This is a genomic window from Allobosea sp. MMO-172 (genome assembly GCF_037147855.1).
Taxonomy (GTDB): domain Bacteria; phylum Pseudomonadota; class Alphaproteobacteria; order Rhizobiales; family Beijerinckiaceae; genus Allobosea.
In genome coordinates, this window is record NZ_JBBCUM010000003.1 from 163,720 (window position 1) to 180,290 (window position 16,571).

At 67.1% G+C, this 16,571-nt stretch carries 16 protein-coding genes; 14 read left to right on the top strand and 2 right to left on the bottom strand.

The window, feature by feature from the left end; translation table 11 throughout:
- The first annotated feature begins 23 nt into the window (after positions 1-23).
- The 11 genes from WFK61_RS06035 to WFK61_RS06085 all read left to right on the top strand — a co-directional run bounded on the left by WFK61_RS06035 (position 24) and on the right by WFK61_RS06085 (position 12,340).
- Positions 24-1,679 carry an FGGY-family carbohydrate kinase gene (locus tag WFK61_RS06035; protein WP_336810639.1) on the top strand — a complete coding sequence of 552 codons (1,656 nt, stop codon included), beginning with the start codon at positions 24-26 and terminating at the stop codon, positions 1,677-1,679.
- A complete protein-coding gene (locus tag WFK61_RS06040; protein WP_336810640.1) occupies positions 1,676-2,404 on the top strand; it encodes an SDR family oxidoreductase in 729 nt (242 codons plus the stop codon). The genes WFK61_RS06035 and WFK61_RS06040 overlap by 4 nt, the downstream gene beginning before the upstream one ends.
- A gap of 89 nt (positions 2,405-2,493) precedes the next feature.
- Complete coding sequence (locus WFK61_RS06045; protein WP_336810641.1) at positions 2,494-3,534, top strand: zinc-dependent alcohol dehydrogenase; 1,041 nt, start codon at positions 2,494-2,496, stop codon at positions 3,532-3,534.
- 20 nt (positions 3,535-3,554) lie between these two features.
- Positions 3,555-5,015 (top strand): xylulokinase, encoded by a 1,461-nt coding sequence (xylB, locus tag WFK61_RS06050; RefSeq protein ID WP_336810642.1) that lies wholly within the window; start codon positions 3,555-3,557, stop codon positions 5,013-5,015.
- Between the two features lie 73 nt (positions 5,016-5,088).
- Positions 5,089-5,766 (top strand): HAD family hydrolase, encoded by a 678-nt coding sequence (locus tag WFK61_RS06055; protein ID WP_336810643.1) that lies wholly within the window; start codon positions 5,089-5,091, stop codon positions 5,764-5,766.
- 7 nt (positions 5,767-5,773) lie between these two features.
- The gene (locus WFK61_RS06060; protein ID WP_336810644.1) at positions 5,774-6,721 is read left to right on the top strand and encodes a sugar-binding transcriptional regulator; all 948 of its coding nucleotides are present in this window, start codon (positions 5,774-5,776) and stop codon (positions 6,719-6,721) included.
- Positions 6,722-6,877: 156 nt separating this feature from the next.
- Complete coding sequence (locus WFK61_RS06065) at positions 6,878-8,191, top strand: extracellular solute-binding protein (RefSeq protein WP_336810645.1); 1,314 nt, start codon at positions 6,878-6,880, stop codon at positions 8,189-8,191.
- Positions 8,175-9,182, top strand: a complete 1,008-nt coding sequence (locus WFK61_RS06070; RefSeq protein ID WP_336810646.1) for an ABC transporter permease subunit — start codon at positions 8,175-8,177, stop codon at positions 9,180-9,182. Before WFK61_RS06065 ends, WFK61_RS06070 begins: the two co-directional genes overlap by 17 nt.
- Positions 9,183-9,190: 8 nt before the next feature.
- Positions 9,191-10,081 (top strand): ABC transporter permease subunit, encoded by an 891-nt coding sequence (locus tag WFK61_RS06075; protein WP_336810647.1) that lies wholly within the window; start codon positions 9,191-9,193, stop codon positions 10,079-10,081.
- 30 nt (positions 10,082-10,111) lie between these two features.
- Positions 10,112-10,852 carry a glycerophosphodiester phosphodiesterase family protein gene (locus WFK61_RS06080; RefSeq protein WP_336810648.1) on the top strand — a complete coding sequence of 247 codons (741 nt, stop codon included), beginning with the start codon at positions 10,112-10,114 and terminating at the stop codon, positions 10,850-10,852.
- Positions 10,853-10,855: 3 nt separating this feature from the next.
- Positions 10,856-12,340 (top strand): mannitol dehydrogenase family protein, encoded by a 1,485-nt coding sequence (locus WFK61_RS06085; RefSeq protein ID WP_336810649.1) that lies wholly within the window; start codon positions 10,856-10,858, stop codon positions 12,338-12,340.
- Positions 12,341-12,396: 56 nt separating this feature from the next.
- Here WFK61_RS06085 and WFK61_RS06090 read toward each other — a convergent pair whose 3' ends face one another.
- Both WFK61_RS06090 and WFK61_RS06095 read right to left on the bottom strand, forming a co-directional pair.
- Entirely contained in the window at positions 12,397-12,699 is a 303-nt protein-coding gene (locus tag WFK61_RS06090) for a hypothetical protein (protein WP_336810650.1), read from the bottom strand.
- A gap of 143 nt (positions 12,700-12,842) precedes the next feature.
- Complete coding sequence (locus WFK61_RS06095) at positions 12,843-13,574, bottom strand: GntR family transcriptional regulator (RefSeq protein ID WP_336810651.1); 732 nt, start codon at positions 13,572-13,574, stop codon at positions 12,843-12,845.
- A 115-nt stretch (positions 13,575-13,689) separates the two neighbouring features.
- Between WFK61_RS06095 and WFK61_RS06100 the strand changes: the two genes are divergently transcribed.
- The 3 genes from WFK61_RS06100 to WFK61_RS06110 all read left to right on the top strand — a co-directional run bounded on the left by WFK61_RS06100 (position 13,690) and on the right by WFK61_RS06110 (position 16,564).
- Positions 13,690-14,676: a TRAP transporter substrate-binding protein gene (locus WFK61_RS06100; RefSeq protein WP_336810652.1), complete on the top strand. Its 987-nt coding sequence runs from the start codon at positions 13,690-13,692 to the stop codon at positions 14,674-14,676.
- Between the two features lie 70 nt (positions 14,677-14,746).
- The gene (locus WFK61_RS06105; RefSeq protein ID WP_336810653.1) at positions 14,747-15,280 is read left to right on the top strand and encodes a TRAP transporter small permease; all 534 of its coding nucleotides are present in this window, start codon (positions 14,747-14,749) and stop codon (positions 15,278-15,280) included.
- A 3-nt stretch (positions 15,281-15,283) separates the two neighbouring features.
- Entirely contained in the window at positions 15,284-16,564 is a 1,281-nt protein-coding gene (locus WFK61_RS06110; protein ID WP_336810654.1) for a TRAP transporter large permease, read from the top strand.
- Positions 16,565-16,571 lie beyond the last annotated feature (7 nt).

Genomic DNA, 16,571 nt, shown 5'->3' on the forward strand with positions numbered 1-16,571 from the left:
GCGGAACCGCGCTACGGCCTGAGATGAGCGGGCATTTCATCGGCATCGATGTCGGCACCGGCAGCGCCCGTGCCGGTATCTTCGACCGGGCCGGGCGCATGCTCGCGACGGCGAAGCGCGACATCGCGCTCCATCGCGACGGCCCCGATCTCGCCGAACAATCGAGCGCGGATATCTGGCAGGCCATCTGCGCGAGCGTGCGCGACGCGATGGCAGAGGCCGGGCTCACGCCCGACGACATCGCCGGCATCGGCTTCGACGCCACCTGCTCGCTCGTCGTGCTCGGACCGGGCGGCACGCCGCTAGCCGTCGGGCCGCATGGTGACGCCACACGCGACATCATCGTCTGGATGGACCACCGCGCCATCGCTCAAGCCGAGCGCATCAACGCGACCGGTCATCCCGTCCTCGCCTATGTCGGCGGCACGATCTCGCCGGAGATGCAGACGCCGAAGCTGCTCTGGCTCAAGGAGAACCTGCGCGCGACCTATGACGCTGCCTGGCAATTCCTCGACCTGCCGGATTTCCTGACCTGGCGCGCCACCGGTTCGCTCGCGCGCTCGACTTGCACGGTCACCTGCAAATGGACCTATCTCGCCCATGAAGGGCGCTGGGATCCGGGCTATTTCCGGCAGATCGGCCTGGGTGATCTCGCTGATGACGGCTTCACCCGGATCGGTACGGAGATCGTTCCGGGCGGCACCGCGCTCGGGCAGGGCCTGACCGAGCAGGCCGCCGCCGAGCTCGGCCTGAATCCCGGCACCGCCGTCGCAGCCGGCCTGATCGACGCCCATGCCGGCGGCGTCGGCTCGGTCGGCCTGCGCTCGCCGCACGGCTCGGCGCTGACCCGCATGGCCTATGTCTTCGGCACCTCGGCCTGCACGATGGCGAGCAGCCGGGAACCGATCTTCATCCCCGGCATCTGGGGCCCGTATTTCTCGGCGATGGCGCCGGGCCTCTGGCTCAGTGAGGGCGGGCAGTCCGGTGCCGGCGCCGCCATCGAACAGCTCATCGGCTTCCACCCGGCCGCGCCCGAGGCACAGCGCCTTGCCGAAACGGAGGGCCTCTCGCTCCCTGACTGGCTCGCGGCACAAGCGGCCCGGCATGCCGCCACACCTTCGGAGACGGCCCGTCTCGCCGGCGAGATCATCGTCGTGCCCGACTTCCTCGGCAATCGCTCTCCGCATGCCGATCCGCAGGCCCGCGCCGTGATCGCCGGGCTCGGCATGGCGCGCGACCTCGGCAATCTCGTCGCGCTCTATGTCGCTGGGCTCACCGGCATCGGCTACGGCCTGCGCCAGATCATCGAGGCCAGCCGCGCGAAGGGCGCCACGATCGAGGCGATCGTGCTCAGCGGCGGCGCCGGCCGCCATCCCCTGATCCGGCAAGTGCTGGCGGATTGCGCCGGGCTGCCCTTGCTGGCGCCCGATGATGTCGATCCCGTCCTGCTCGGCTCGGCCATGCTTGGGGCGACCGCCGCGAAAGCCTTTCCCGATCTCGACGCGGCCATGACGGGGATGGCACCGGGCGCCGCCGTCTTCATGCCCGCAGGCGGCGACATCGCCGAACTGCACGCGGGCCGCCTCGCCGCGTTCGAGACGCTGCAGACCGCCGCCCGGGCAGCGCGGGATTTGATGCATGCCGCCCGGATTCAAGCCGCATCGGAGACCGCGACGTGACCCAGGACCTGACCGGAAAGACCGCTGCGATCACCGGCGGCGCCTCGGGGATCGGCCTCGCCTGCGCGAAACGCCTGCTCGCCGCCGGAGCCCGCGTCGTGCTGATCGACCGCGATGGCGAGGCGCTGGCACGCGCCTGCCAACCTCTTGGCGACGAGGCGATCCCGCTCGTAACCGACCTGACCGATCCCGCCTCCGTCGCCGGCATGCTGCCGGCGATCCTCGACCAGGCCGGCCCGCTCGACATCTTCCATGCCAATGCCGGCTCCTATGTCGGCGGCCCGGTCAGCGAGGGCGATCCCGATGCCTGGGACCGGATGCTGAACCTCAACGTCAACGCCGTCTTCCGCAGCATCCATGCCGTGCTGCCGCATATGATCGAGCGCAGGACCGGCGACATCCTCGTCACCAGCTCGGTCGCGGGCGTCGTCCCCGTGGTCTGGGAGCCCATCTACACCGCCTCGAAACATGCGGTTCAGGCCTTCGTCCATACCTTGCGCCGGCAGGTCATCCCGCATGGCCTGCGCGTCGGCGCCGTCCTGCCCGGCCCGGTCGTCACCGCCCTGATCGCCGACTGGCCGCAGGAGAAGCTCGATGCCGAGCGCGCCCGCGGCGGCCTGATCGACGCGGAGGAGGTGGCGGAAGCCGTGCATTTCATGCTGACCCGCCCGCGCAACGTCACCATCCGCGACCTCGTGATCCTGCCGCAAAGCACGGACCTCTAGCCGCGATGCCTTGAGAGCACTGGATAAAGTCAATTTCGGCGACAGGCGGGTTCGCTTGCGTCCTGTTCGCCAGGGGAGTTTCGATCGTCATGTCCCGAGCCGTCTTCCTTCACGCCGCCGGCGATGCGCGTGTCGCCCCGTTCAATCTTCGCGAGGGCGCGGCGGGCGAAACCCTGCTCGATGTCGCCGCCGTCGGGCTCTGCGGCAGCGACCTGCACTATTACAAGGATGGCGGCATCGGCTCGGCGGTGATCGCGGCGCCCTTCGTGCCCGGTCACGAATTCAGCGGCTGGCTGACCGAGGATCTGCCGGAGCTCAGCCTCACGCGCGGCGCCCTCGTCGCCGTCGACCCCAACCAGGCCTGCGGCCATTGCGAGCATTGCCGCAGCGGGCACCCCAATCTCTGCCCCGAGGTCGTCTTCATCGGCGCGCCCCCGCATGACGGCGCCATGACCGAACGCATCTGGGTGCCCAAGTCGCAGATCGTCGCGGTGCCCCCGACTTTCTCGCCGAGCGATGCGGTGATGCTCGAGCCGCTCGGCGTCGCGATCCATGCCGTCGATCTCGCCAAGCCGCGCCTGCTCGAACGCGTGGCATTGATCGGTTGCGGCCCGATCGGCCTCCTGATCCTGCAGGTGCTGCGCACGGCCGGCGTCGGTGAGGTCCTCGCCTGCGATCCGCAACCGCATCGCCGCGAACTGGCCCTCAGGCTGGGCGCCGGCAAGGCTGGCGCCAGCGTCGCCGACATCGCCGAATGGACGAAGGGCGAGGGCCTGCCTTTGGTGATCGAGGCGACCAATGCCCCCGAGGGTTTCCGTGATGCCATCCGCGCCGCCCGCATCGGCGGGCGCGTCGTGCTGGTCGGCATCCCCGACGGCGACAGCTACGTCATCCCGGCCGCGGAAGCGCGCCGGCGCGGGCTGAATATCAAGTTCTCGCGCCGGATGGGCCATGTCTACCCGCGCGCGATCGAGCTGGTGGCGCAGGGCAAGGTCGATGTCGAGGCGGTCGTGAGCCATCGCTTCCCGCTGGCGGAGGGGCCGGCTGCCTTCCGCCGCCATGCCGATAACGAGGCCGGCATGGTCAAGAGCATGATCTATCCGGGCGGCCTGCCCGAAGATCGCCGCTGAAACCGCAAGCAGGAGCTGATGTGAGCTTCATCGGCATCGATCTCGGAACCTCCTCGGTCAAGGCCGTTCTGGTCGATGACCGGCAGCGCGTGCTCGCCACTGCGGCACGGGAACTCACGATCACACGCCCTGCCCCGCTCTGGTCGGAACAGGCGCCGGCGGACTGGGTCGCAGCCACGCTGGAAACCCTGCGCCGCTTGAAGGATACGGCCCCGGAAGCCTTCCGGCGCTGCGCCGGCATCGGCCTCTCCGGACAGATGCATGGCGCGGTGCTGCTGGACGCGCGCGACGAGCCGCTACGCCCCTGCATTCTCTGGAACGATGGCCGCGCCACAGCCGAATGCGCCGAGATCGAAACCGGCGAACCGGCTTCGCGCGCGATCACCGGCAACATCGCCATGCCCGGCTTCACCGCGCCCAAGCTGCTCTGGGTGCGCAAGCACGAGCCCGACATCTTCCGCCGCACCCGCAAGGTCCTGCTGCCGAAAGCCTATCTCCGGCTCGTCCTCACTGGTGACGCGATCGAGGAGATGTCCGATGCGTCCGGCACGCTCTGGCTCGATACCGGCCGACGCGACTGGTCGGACCGGATGCTGGCCGCGACCGGTCTCGACCGCAGCCACATGCCTGCCCTCGTCGAAGGCTCGCAGGCCGCCGGCCGCATGCGCCCCGAACTGGCCCGCGAACTCGGCTTCGATGCTCCGCCCCTTTTCGCGGGAGGCGCGGGCGACAATGCCGCTGGAGCGGTCGGGCTGGGCGCGGTCGATCCCGGCAGCAGCTTCCTGTCGCTCGGCACTTCGGGCGTCCTGTGGCGCACGACAGCTGGCTTCGAGCCCCGCGCGGGCAGCGCCGTGCATGCCTTCTGCCACGCCCTGCCCGGCCGCTGGCACCAGATGTCCGTCCATCTCTCCGCAGCGGCGAGCCTGAGCTGGTGGTCGTCCATGTCCGGGCAATCCGAAGCGGCTCTGCTGGGCGAGCTCGGCGGGCAGATCGACCGCCCCTCGCCGGTTATCTTCACGCCCTATCTCTCGGGCGAGCGCACGCCGCATAACGACCCGCAATTGCGTGCCGGCTTCCTCGGCCTTGGCCATGACACGGACCGCAAGGCCATGACCCGGGCCGTGCTGGAGGGCGTCGCCTTCGCCTTCCGGGATGGCAAGGAAGCGCTTGAAGACGGGACATCGCCGATCGGCGAAGCGATGGCCATCGGTGGCGGCGCGCGTTCGGATACGTGGCTCGCGATCCTCGCCGACGTCTTGAACCTGCCACTCCGGCGCTATCGCCAGGCCGAGGCCGGGGCGGCCTTCGGCGCCGCGCGCCTCGCCCGCCTCGCCTGCACCGGCGAAAGCCCGGAAGCGGTCTGCGCGCCACCGTCAGGCGAGGCCGATATCTTCAGGCCGCACCCTGACAGGGCTGCGGCCTATGCCGAACGCCACGCCCTCTGGCGTCGCGCCGCGGAGGTCAGTCACGCGCTGCGCTGACCGGGGCGAAGTTTGACAGATGATCGGGCGAATGCTCTTCATGTGAGCATTCGTTCAAATCGACTGTTGCCCGATGCTCACACCGCGCCAGCCCTTCGACCTCGTCATCCTCGACTGCGACGGCGTGCTCGTCGACAGCGAAACCATCAGCTGCCAGACCCTGGTCGATATTCTCTCGCCTTTCGACGAGAGCTATGATCTGGAGACGGTCATGCGCCGCTATCTCGGGCGGCCGGCCAGCGCAGTCATCGAGGATTACGAGAGAATGACCGGCCGCCCGGCCTCGGCTGACTTCACGCGGGACTGGCGCGCACAGCTCTTCGCGGCGTTCAGGAGCGATCTCCAGCCCGTCGCAGGCGTCCGCGACGCCGTCGAATCCTTCGCCGGTGATTATTGCGTGGCCTCGTCCAGCGACGAGGAGCGCATCGAGATCTGCCTGCGCAAGACCGAGCTCTGGGACCTGTTCGCCGGCCGGATCTTCAGCACGACGCGCGTGAAACGCGGCAAGCCGGCGCCCGACCTCTTCCTGCTGGCCGCAAGCGAGCGCGGCGTCGCGCCCGAGCGCTGCCTGGTGATCGAGGACAGCGTCAGCGGCGTGACCGCGGCGAAGGCGGCGGGCATGACCGCCTACGGCCTCGCCGCCGGCAGCCATTTCGCCGTGCTCGACCAGCGCCAGGCGCTTATGGCCGCCGGGGCCGACCGCCTGTTCGAATCCTGGCGGGAGCTTGCGCTCGCGCCAGTGCCCCACTGAGACCGCGATGGCCGAAAACGACAGCACCCGCCTCGACGACGCCGCCCGGGCCGGCTGGCTCTACTACATCGCCGGGCGCACGCAGGACGATATCGCGCAGATCCTGAACATCTCGCGCCCGGCAGCACAGCGCCTCGTCTCGCTCTGCCGCAGCGAGGGCCTGATCAGCTTCCGGATGAACCACCCGATCAGCACCTGCATGGATCTCGCGGCCCGGCTGCGTGACCGTTTCGAGCTGCTGCATTGCGATGTCGCCCCCTCCGACGGCTCCGCCGAAACCGGCGCGGCCGGCGTCGCCGCACTCGGCGGAGTCCTGATCGAGCGCTGGCTGCGCTCGCGCAAATCGCTGGTCATGGCGCTCGGCACCGGCCGCTCGATGCGCGCCAGCATCGAGCGCGTGCCCTCGATGTCCTGCCCGCTGCACCGGCTGGTTTCGCTGGTCGGCACCATCTCGCCCGATGGCTCGGCCAGCCCGTTCGACACGCTGGTGAAGCTCGCCGAGATCACCAAGGCACAGCATTTCCCGATGCCGCTACCGCTCTATGTCTCGAGCCCGGAGGAGCGCGCCCAACTCGTCGAGATCGAGTCGATCCGGCGCATCCGCGCCATCGCCGGCGAGGCCGACCTCTGGGTCATGGGCATCAGCCAGATCGGCGAAGACGCCGTGCTCTATCGCGACGGCTTCATGAATCGCAGCGAATTGCTCGACATGGTCCGCCACGGCGCCGTCGGCGAAGTGACCGGCTGGGTCTTCGATGCCGAAGGCCGCTTCCTCGATCGCGGCACCAACCTGCGCGTCACCAGCGTGCCGCCGGAACCGGGCAGCGCCCGCCTGCGCATCTGCATCGGCCAGGGCGCAGCAAAAGTCCTGCCGCTGCGCGCCGCCCTCACTGGCAAGATCGTCAACGGCCTCGTCACCGACGAGGACACCGCCCGCGCCCTGCTCGCGGACTGAACCCCACCCGTCACGCCTTCATCCGCCCGCCGCGCGAGCGACTGCGCGCGGCTGTCATGCGGCCGTCACCAACGGTTGACATAACAGGCCAGTGTGCGAGCATATGCTTCAACAAAGAGCATATGCTCGCAGAAGACGAATGAGGGAGGCTTTGAGATGCGACCTTTCTATGGTGCTTTGGCGGGCGCAGGCGCCCTGCTGCTGACGGGAATCTCCGCTGTGCAGGCGGCGACCGAAATCGAACTCTGGCACGCGATGAGCGGCGCGCTCGGCGAGCGCGTCGACGAGGTCGTGAAGAAGTTCAACGACTCGCAGAAGGACTATGTCGTCAAGGCGATCGCCAAGGGCACCTATGACGAGGTCCTGAACGGCACGATCGCGGCCTATCGCGCCAAGCGTCAGCCCGAAATCGTGCAGTCGAACGAGCGCTCCTTCCTGACCATGGTCAATTCCGGCGCCATCGTCCCGACGAACGAGTTGATGGCCGAGCAGGGCATGCCGCTCGACACCTCGAAATTCATCGCGCCGGTCGTCAGCTATTTCGCCATCAACGGCAAGCTGCAGGCAATGCCGTTCAACTCCTCGACGCCGATCCTGTTCTACAACCGCGACCATTTCAAAGCTGCCGGCTTCGACAAGCCCGGCGCGACCTGGCAGGAGCTCGAGCCGCAGCTCGACGCGATCAAGGCCAAGGGCGTCTCGAAATGCGCGATGGTGCTCCCCGGCGACTACGAGTGGAGCTTCCTCGAGAACTACAGCGCCGTGAACGACATCCCGTATGCGACCAAGCGCAACGGCATGGACGGGCTCGACACCAATTTCGTCTTCAACAAGGGCAAGCTCGTCGGCCAGGTCGAGCGGATGAAGCGCCTCGTCTCGTCGGGCGTGATGCAGCTCGCCGGCCAGGGCATCATCCCGATCCAGCTCTTCACCTCCGGCGAATGCTCGACGATCATCGCTTCCACCGCCTCGCATGCCGCCGTCGTCGCGGCCGCCAAGTTCGACTGGAGCGCGAGGGAAATCCCCTATGAGCAGGGCGTCACGCCACGGAACAGCGTCATCGGCGGCGCCGCGCTCTGGACCCTGAAGGGCCATACGCCGGAGAAGTACAAGGCCGTCGCCGCCTTCTACGACTTCCTCGCCAAGACCGACACGCAGGTCTGGTGGCACCAGGCGACGGGCTATGTGCCGGTCACGACCGCCGCCTATGACGCCGCCAAGGCGCAGGGCTATTACGAAAAGAACCCGACCCGCGAGATCGCCGTGCTCCAGCTGATGCGCGGCACGCCCAGCGACAATTCGCTCGGCTTCCGTATCGGCAACAGCAACCAGATCAATGTCGCCATCATGGAAGAGGTCTCGGCCGCCTTCCTGGGCCGCAAGCCCGTGCAGCAGGCGCTCGACGATGCCGTGTCGCGCGGCAACGAGGCGCTGCGCCGCTACGAGCAGCTCAATGCTGGCAAGAAATAAGCCGGCCGGCCTCGCCCAGGCGGCGAGTGGAGGCGGTCCACGCCTCCGCTCGCCGCTGCGGCGCCTTTTCCTGAAAGGCACCGGTGACGGCCAGGCGGAAAGCGGGCTGAAGCGCGCGCATTTCAAGGAATGGCGCCTGCCCTTCTGGCTGCTCGCGCCGCAGCTCTTCATCCTGCTGCTGTTCTTCTTCATCCCCTCGATCAGGGCGCTGATCCAGGCTTTCCAGTTGACCGACCCGTTCGGCGCCACGACCCAATGGGTCGGCTTCCAGAATTTCGAGCGGCTCTTCCGCAGCAATGTCTATTGGTCCTCGGCGCAGGTCACGCTGATCTTCACGATCGCGCAGAACGTGCTGACCCTGTCGCTGGCGCTGCTGCTCGCCTTCGCCTCGAACCATATCCTGCGCGGGCGCGGCGCCTATCGCACCGTGCTGCTCCTGCCCTATGCCATCGCGCCGGCGATCGCCGGCATCATGCTCGCCTTCCTGTTCAATCCTCGCGTCGGCCCCGTCGCCCATATGCTGCAGGGGATGGGGCTGGACTGGGACCCGAACCGCAATTCCTGGCATGCACTCGCGCTGGTGGTCATGGCCGCCTCGTGGAAGCACATCTGCTACAACTACATCTTCCTCGTCGCCGCCCTGATGTCGGTGCCCCAGTCGATCCTCGAATCCGCCTATTTGGATGGCGCGGGGCCGATCCAGCGTTTCCTGCGCATCTCGCTGCCGATGATCGCGCCGACGCTGTTCTTCCTGATCGTCATCAACTTCGTCTACGGGCTGTTCGAGACCTTCGCCATCGTCGACGCCACCACGCGCGGCGGTCCGGCCGGCGCCACCTCGATCCTCGTCTACAAGGTCTACCAGGACGGCTTCGTCACGCTCGACCTCGGCTCCTCGGCTGCGCAATCCGTCGTGCTGATGGCGCTCGCCCTGCTTCTGACCTTCGCGCAGTTCCGCTTCGTGGAGCGCCGCGTGAACTACAGCGTTTAGAGGCTGCTGTGAACGAGCGCGCCCCCTTCATCGACGCAGTATGTCACCTCATCCTGCTGGTGGGCGCGGCGCTCGTCTGCCTGCCGATCTATTTCGTCTTCGTCACCGGCTCGCTCACGCAGCAGGAGATCATGCGCGTGCCGATGTCCTGGCTGCCGGGCAGCCAGTTCTTCGCGAACATGCAGACGGTGCTGAGCAACGCCAATTTCGGCCGCCTCCTGCTCAACTCCTTCATCATCGCGACCGGCATCACGATCGGGAAGCTCGCGGTCTCGGTGATCGCGGCCTTCGCCGTCACCTATTTCCGCTTTCCCTTCCGGATGACGGCCTTCTGGCTGATCTTCATGTCGCTGATGCTGCCGATCGAGGTGCGCATCGTGCCGACCTATGAATCCGCCGCGAATGTCGCGCTGCCGCTGAACATTCTCGGCTCGTGGCTCGGCATCAAGGCGCTGGTCGATCTGGACTGGAACCTGGTCAACACCTATTCCGGCCTGATCCTGCCGCTGATCGCCTCGGCGACCGCGACCTTCCTGTTCCGCCAGTTCTTCCTCACCATCCCCGACGAGCTCTGCGAGGCCGCGCGCATCGACGGCGCCACGCCCTGGCAGTTCTTCCGCCTGATCCTGCTGCCGCTCTCGCGCTCGAATATCGTGGCGCTGGCGATCATCCTCTTCCTGATGGGCTGGAACCAGTATCTCTGGCCGCTCCTGCTCACCACCGAGCCCGCCATGGCCAATGCCGTGATCGGCCTGAAGAAGCTGATGCCGCAGAGCGACTCGCTGCCGACCTGGCACCTCCTGATGAACGCGGCCTTCCTGACGATGCTGCCGCCGACCATCGTCATCCTCATCCTCCAGCGCTGGTTCGTGAAGGGGCTGGTGGATAGCGGCAAGTAACCCGCCACACGGCTAACAGGGCTTTTTGATATGCGGATCATCGGTCATCGCGGCGCGCGCAATATCTGGGCGGAGAACAGCCTGAGCGGCTTCCGCAACGTCTGCGCCCTCGGCGTGGATGCCGTCGAGCTCGACGTGCATCTCTCCAGCGACGGCGAGATCATGGTGATCCACGACCCGCTGCTCGAGCGCACCACCGACCACAAGGGGCCGGTCGCGCATCTCTCCCGCGCAGCCCTCGCCAAGGTGACCCTCGACGATACGCTGGGCGAGACGATCCCGACGCTTCCGGAGGTGCTCGATGTCTTCGGCCCGACCGGGATCGAGCTTGAGATCGAGATGAAAATGGATGCCTTCGGCAATCCCTATCCCGGCCTGCTCGACAAGGTCATCGCGCTGGTCGAGGCGCGCAAGATGACCTCGCGCGTCGTGCTGACCTGCTTCGTGCCGGAGGTGATCGAGGAGATTCGGGCGAAGGCGCCGCATATGCGCCGGCTTGCCTCGGTCGACCGGCGCTCCTGCGAGGCCTTTGGCGGCGTTGATCGCACCTTGCAGCGCTTCGTCGATCTCGGCTGCATCATCGCCGTCGAGCAGTCCCTGCTGCGGCTCTGCGTCGACCGCGCCGTCGGCATCGTCGGGCGCGACAAGCTCGGCGCCTGGGTGCCCAACACGGTGCGCGAACTCGATTTCTGGCTCGGCCAGCCGATCGCGCAGATCACCAGCGATCGTCCCGACCTCGCCCTGATGCTGTGCGCTGCACGGAAGGCCTGAGCCATGGCGACACGCCTGTCGCTGTCGACGCTCGGGCAGCTCGGGCCTTCGGTCGGCATTCCCGGCTATCGGCGGGACGAGCTGAGCCCCGGCATCGTCCATATCGGCGTCGGCAATTTCCACCGTGCCCATCAGGCCGCCTATCTCGACGAGCTCTTCGAGCGCGGGCTGGACCATGACTGGGCGATCATCGGAACGGGCGTGCGCGAGAGCGATGCCGAGATGGGCCGCGACCTCGCTGCGCAGGACTTCCTGACCACGGTGGTAACGCAGGAGGCTGAGAGATCGCAGGCGCGCGTCGCCGGCGCGATGATCAGTTTCGTTCCCCCGGGCGATACGGCCGCGATCATCGCGCGCCTCGTCGATCCCCGTACGCGGATCGTCTCGCTGACCGTGACCGAGGGCGGCTACTATATCGACCCGGCGACGCAGGCCTTCGATCCCGGCCATCCCGATATCGCCGCCGACGCAGCCGACCGCCTGGCCGTACCGAAGACCGCCTTCGGCCTGATCGCCGCCGGCCTCCTCAGGCGCCGCGCTGCTGGCTTGCCGCCCTTCACGGTGATGTCCTGCGACAATCTGCCGGGCAACGGCCATGTCACGGCGGATGCCGTCGCCGGGCTGGTCGATTTGATCGACCGCGACGACGCAAGCTGGATCCGCGACAGCGTCGCCTTCCCGAATGGCATGGTCGACCGCATCACCCCCGCGACTTCGGAGCGCGAGCGCCAGTCGTTGCGCGACGATTTCGGCATCGCGGACAGCCGCCCGGTCTTCTGCGAGGATTTCCGGCAATGGGTGCTGGAGGATCATTTCCCGGCCGGCCGCCCGCGCCTTGAGGACGTCGGCGTGCAGTTCGTCGCCGATGTCGCGCCGTTCGAATTGATGAAGATCCGCATCCTCAACGGCGGCCACGCGGCGATTGCCTATCCGGCCGGCCTGCTCGACATCCATTTCGTCCATGAGGCGATGCAGGACACCCAGATCGCCCGCTTCCTCTCGGCCCTGCTCGACGACGAGGTCATTCCCGTCGTCCCGCCGGTGCCGGATACCGATCTGGCCGGCTACAAGCGGACCATCGAGCGGCGTTTCGCCAATCCGAAGATCGGCGACACGATCCGCCGGCTCTGTCTCGACGGCTCCAACCGCCAGCCGAAGTTCATCCTGCCGACGCTGCGCGATGCCCTGCAGGCTGGCCGGCCGATCGGCGGGCTTGCGCTGGTGAGCGCCTTATGGTGCCGCTACTGCTATGGCGAGACAGAAAGCCGGCAAACCATAGAGCCCAATGACCCCAGCTGGGCACGCTTGACCGAGCAGGCCCGGCTCGCCCGCGGCACTCCCGAAGCCTGGCTCGCGATGCACGACATCTATGGCGAGCTCGATCAGGACGAGCACTTCCGGCGCGCCTTCAGCGAGACGCTCCGACGGCTCTGGCAATCGGGAACCCGCGCGAGCCTCGACCATTACCTGACCTCGCGCGGCGCCTGAACCGAAGCCGGCAAGACGCCCTACAGCGTCAGCTCGTCGAACGTGAGGCAGAGCGGCTAGGCGACGTCGTGACCATGCGCGACGGCGCGAAGCTCGACATATCGGCGGCGCGTTTCGGCGGTGTTGGGCAGGCCGGTTTCGCGCAGCCAGGCCAGGAATTCGGCCGGCTTGATCGTGACGATTTCCAGCGCCCGCCCCCGCGCCAGCCAGGCATTCATCACGGTCACCGCATTGCGATGCCAGGTCTCGTAATCCGACGGCATCTCGTCCCGGTCATGGGCGAGTTCCCAGAGCTGGGAGAAGTCCTCCCGCTCATACCACGGCATGGCGACCGTGTAGGCCTCGATTGTGGGTTTCACTTGTGAAGCCGATCGTCCACGCGCAGCGCGGAAACTGAGAATGCTAACCGCCCGATCGGGGGTAGTCGGCTTGCAGTGAGTAGGCGCCGGGCAAGGCAGGAAGTCAATGCGACCACCCTACACAAACGCAACAACGCGCGGCTCTACTCGAACAGATCGGGGTGGTTCGCCTCGGTCTTCGGCAGGGCCCGCAGGATCTCGGTGAGATGGTGGCGCATGGCGGCCTCGGCCTCGGCCGCGTCGCCTGCATCGATCGCCGCGATGATGCGCCGGTGCTGCTGGATCAAGGGCAGCATCGCCTCCGGCCCCGGCAGGGTCAGCTGACAGACCCGGTCCATATGCGCCTTGATGTCCCGGATCGCCTCCCAGGCGAGCGGCATGCCGACGCCTTCCGTCAGCTCGACATGGAACAGCTCGTCATAGCGCTGGAAGCTGGCATGGTCGTCCCGCGCCGCGGCCTTGTCCTGCATCTCCAGGAAATCGGCGATGCGCTGCCGGCTCTGGGCGGCGAAGGACTGGCAGGCCTGCCGGACGATCGCGACCTCCACAGCCTCGCGCACGAAGCGCGATTCCATCATCTTGCGCACCGAGAACTTGACCACGACCGTGCCGCGCTGCGGCTGGATGTCGACGAGCCGCGTCTTGGCGAGCGCAATCAGCGCCTCGCGCACGGGCTGGCGCGAAACCCCGTATTTCAGCGCGATCTCCTGCTCCGACAGGCGCGTACCCGGCGGCAATTCGAGCGCGATGATCGCCCGGCGCAATTCGGCTTCGACACGCCCGGCCGCCGAAGCGCCCGAGGCGAGGGCGGGTGACGCCAACGAAAGGCTCAAGTCAAAAACCTCCAGGGCCTGTTGCGTACCATACCGCAACATACTACCATACAATCACTGCCGCAACCAAAACGGGGCGGACAGCAAGCTTAAGTTCGGGGCGCCAGCGAACAAGCCGGGAAACGGCAGCGCGCCCGAAAACACGGGAGAACGCACCATGACCGCACGCCGCAGTTTCCTTGCCTATACCGCAGCGCTCGCCCTTTCGGCCGCCGCCGCGACCTCGGCTCTCGCCCAGAGCGTCACGCTGCGCTCGGCCGATATCCACCCGACCGACTATCCGACCGTCGAGGCCGTCCGCTATCTCGGCAAGCTGCTTGAGGAGCGCACGCAGGGCCGCGTCAAGATCAACGTCTTCCACTCGGCCCAGCTCGGCCAGGAGAAGGACACGATCGACCAGACCCGCTTCGGCGTCATCGACATCAACCGCATCAACATGGCGCCGTTCAACAACCTGATCCCGGCGACCAACATCCCCTCCCTGCCCTTCATCTTCCGCTCGGTCGACCATATGCGGAAGGCGATGGACGGGCAGATCGGCGACAACCTGCTCAAGGAATTCGAGAAGCACGACCTGATCGGGCTGGCGCTCTACGATTCCGGCTCGCGTTCGTTCTACAACTCCAAGCGCCCGATCAACACGCCCGCCGACATGAAGGGCCTGAAGATCCGCGTCCAGCAGTCCGACATGTTCGTCGCGCTGGTCTCGGCACTCGGCGCCAACGCCACGCCGATGCCCTTCGGCGAGGTCTACTCGGCCCTCCAGACCGGCGTCATCGACGGCGCCGAGAACAACTGGCCGTCCTATGAATCGACCCGGCATTTCGAGGTTTCCAAGTTCTACTCGGTGACCGAGCACTCGCTCTCGCCGGAAGCGCTGGTGATGTCGAAGAAGAGCTTCGAGAAGTTCAACGCGGCCGACCAGGCGATCATCAAGGCCGCTGCGAAGGAGTCGGTCGCCAAGATGCGCGAGCTCTGGGATGCGCGCGAGAAGGCCTCCGAAGCCAAGGTCAAGGCCGGCGGCGCCCAGATCAACCAGGTCGACAAGAAGCCCTTCATCGACGCGATGAAGCCGGTCTACGACAAGTTCGTCACCGACCCGAAGCTGAAGGAAATGGTCGCCGCGATCCAGGCGGTGAACTGAGCCTCGTTCAGGCCGGGCGGTCTTTGACGGCCGCCCGGCTTCCGGCCCCTTGCCAGCCCGGGCAGATTTCATGCGCGCTTTCACCGCCTTCCTGACTCGTATCGACGCCAAGCTCAGCCTCTTCGCGCTGATCGCGGCCGGGGCCGGCCTCGTCCTGATGACCGTGATGGTCGCCTGGGGCGTGTTCGGCCGCTATGTGCTCAACGACACGCCGATCTGGGTCGAGGCCGGATCGCTCTTCCTGATGTCCTGGTTCATCCTGCTCGGCGCCGCCGTGGGCGTACGCGAGAGCGACCATCTCGGCTTCGAGGTCGGATTGGTGATGTCGCCGCCGCCCGTGCGGGCCGCGCTGATCGTCATCGGCGAGGCTCTGGTCTGCGCCTTCGGCCTGGCCATGCTCGGCTATGGCTGGCAGCTCGCCGCCGGCACCTGGGCCGACCGCATGCCGATCATCGGCATATCGCGCGGCTGGGATTATGTGCCGATCGCGGCGGGCGGAGCGCTGATCGCGCTCTTCGCGCTGGAAAAGCTCCTTCTCTTCATCACCGGCGAGCAGCAGGCGCCGCTCGGCTTCGTCCATTTCGGCGAAAGCCAGGAGGCCTGAACCATGGAACTCTGGATTCTCTTCGGCGCCTTCTCGGTCCTGCTGCTGATCGGCGTGCCCGTCGCCTTCTGCCTTGGCATCGCCTCGGTCGCGACCGTTGCCTATATGGGCCTGCCGCCGGTCGTCGTCTTCCAGCAGATGAATTCCGGCATGAACGCCTTCGCCATGATGGCGATCCCGTTCTTCATCTATGCCGGTGACCTGATGATCCGCGGCGGCATCGCCGAGCGCCTGATCCAGATGGCGGCGAGCCTCGTCGGCCATCTGCGCGGCGGCCTCGGCCAGGTCAATGTCGTGACCTGCACGCTCTTCGGCGGCATCTCCGGCTCGGCCGTGGCCGATGCTTCCGCCGTCGGCGGCCTGATGATCCCGCAGATGAAGAAGCGCGGCTATGACGCCGACTACGCCGTCAACGTCACCGCGAACGCGGCGATCATCGCGCTCCTGATCCCGCCCTCGCACAACATGATCATCTATTCGCTCTCGGCGGGTGGCAATCTCTCGATCGCGGACCTGTTCACCGCCGGCATCGTGCCGGGCCTGATGCTCTGCGGGGCGCTGATGGTCGCAGCCTGGGCGGTCGCGGTGAAGCGCGGCTATCCGCGCGAGCCCTTCCCCGGCTTCGCGACCGTCGGACGCTATGTCGTGCTGGCCCTGCCCGGCATCCTCTTGATCGGCATCATCTTCGGCGGCGTCCGCTCCGGCGTCTTCACCGCGACGGAATCCTCCTGCGTCGCCGTCGTCTACGCCATCCTCGTCACCATCCTCGTCTATCGCCAGCTCACCTGGACGGCCTTCGTCGAGGCCACCTTGGGCGCGGTGCGGACCACGGCGATGGTGCTGCTGGTCATCGGCACGGCCGGCGCCTTCGGCTGGCTGATGGCCTTCCTGCAGGTGCCGCAGGCGACGATCGCCGCGATGAAGGCGGTCTCGGACAACCCGATCGTCATCCTGCTGATGATCAACCTGATCCTGCTGGTGCTCGGCACCTTTATGGACATGGCGCCGATGATCATCATCTGCACGCCGATCTTCCTGCCGGTGGTCAAGGCCTTCGGCGTCGACCCGATCCATTTCGGCGTGATCCTGATCCTCAACGCCGGCATCGGCCTCAACACCCCGCCGGTCGGCTCGGTGCAGTTCGTCGCCTGCGCCATCGGCCGCATCTCCATCGGCGAGTCCATGCGCACGATCTGGCCGTTCTACGGTGCCAGCGTCGCCGTGCTCCTGCTCGTCACCTATGTGCCCGGCCTGTCGCTCTGGCTGCCGCGCCTGTTCCACTGAAGGACCG

Coding starts and splice junctions, on each gene's coding strand:
- WFK61_RS06055 (WP_336810643.1), top strand. CDS start 5,089: ATGCTCACACCGCGCCAGCCCTTCGACCTCGTCATCCTCGACTGCGAC.
- WFK61_RS06085 (WP_336810649.1), top strand. CDS start 10,856: ATGGCGACACGCCTGTCGCTGTCGACGCTCGGGCAGCTCGGGCCTTCG.
- WFK61_RS06105 (WP_336810653.1), top strand. CDS start 14,747: ATGCGCGCTTTCACCGCCTTCCTGACTCGTATCGACGCCAAGCTCAGC.
- WFK61_RS06080 (WP_336810648.1), top strand. CDS start 10,112: ATGCGGATCATCGGTCATCGCGGCGCGCGCAATATCTGGGCGGAGAAC.
- WFK61_RS06035 (WP_336810639.1), top strand. CDS start 24: ATGAGCGGGCATTTCATCGGCATCGATGTCGGCACCGGCAGCGCCCGT.
- WFK61_RS06100 (WP_336810652.1), top strand. CDS start 13,690: ATGACCGCACGCCGCAGTTTCCTTGCCTATACCGCAGCGCTCGCCCTT.
- WFK61_RS06110 (WP_336810654.1), top strand. CDS start 15,284: ATGGAACTCTGGATTCTCTTCGGCGCCTTCTCGGTCCTGCTGCTGATC.
- WFK61_RS06060 (WP_336810644.1), top strand. CDS start 5,774: ATGGCCGAAAACGACAGCACCCGCCTCGACGACGCCGCCCGGGCCGGC.
- WFK61_RS06065 (WP_336810645.1), top strand. CDS start 6,878: ATGCGACCTTTCTATGGTGCTTTGGCGGGCGCAGGCGCCCTGCTGCTG.
- WFK61_RS06045 (WP_336810641.1), top strand. CDS start 2,494: ATGTCCCGAGCCGTCTTCCTTCACGCCGCCGGCGATGCGCGTGTCGCC.
- WFK61_RS06095 (WP_336810651.1), bottom strand. CDS start 13,574: ATGTTGCGGTATGGTACGCAACAGGCCCTGGAGGTTTTTGACTTGAGC.
- WFK61_RS06070 (WP_336810646.1), top strand. CDS start 8,175: ATGCTGGCAAGAAATAAGCCGGCCGGCCTCGCCCAGGCGGCGAGTGGA.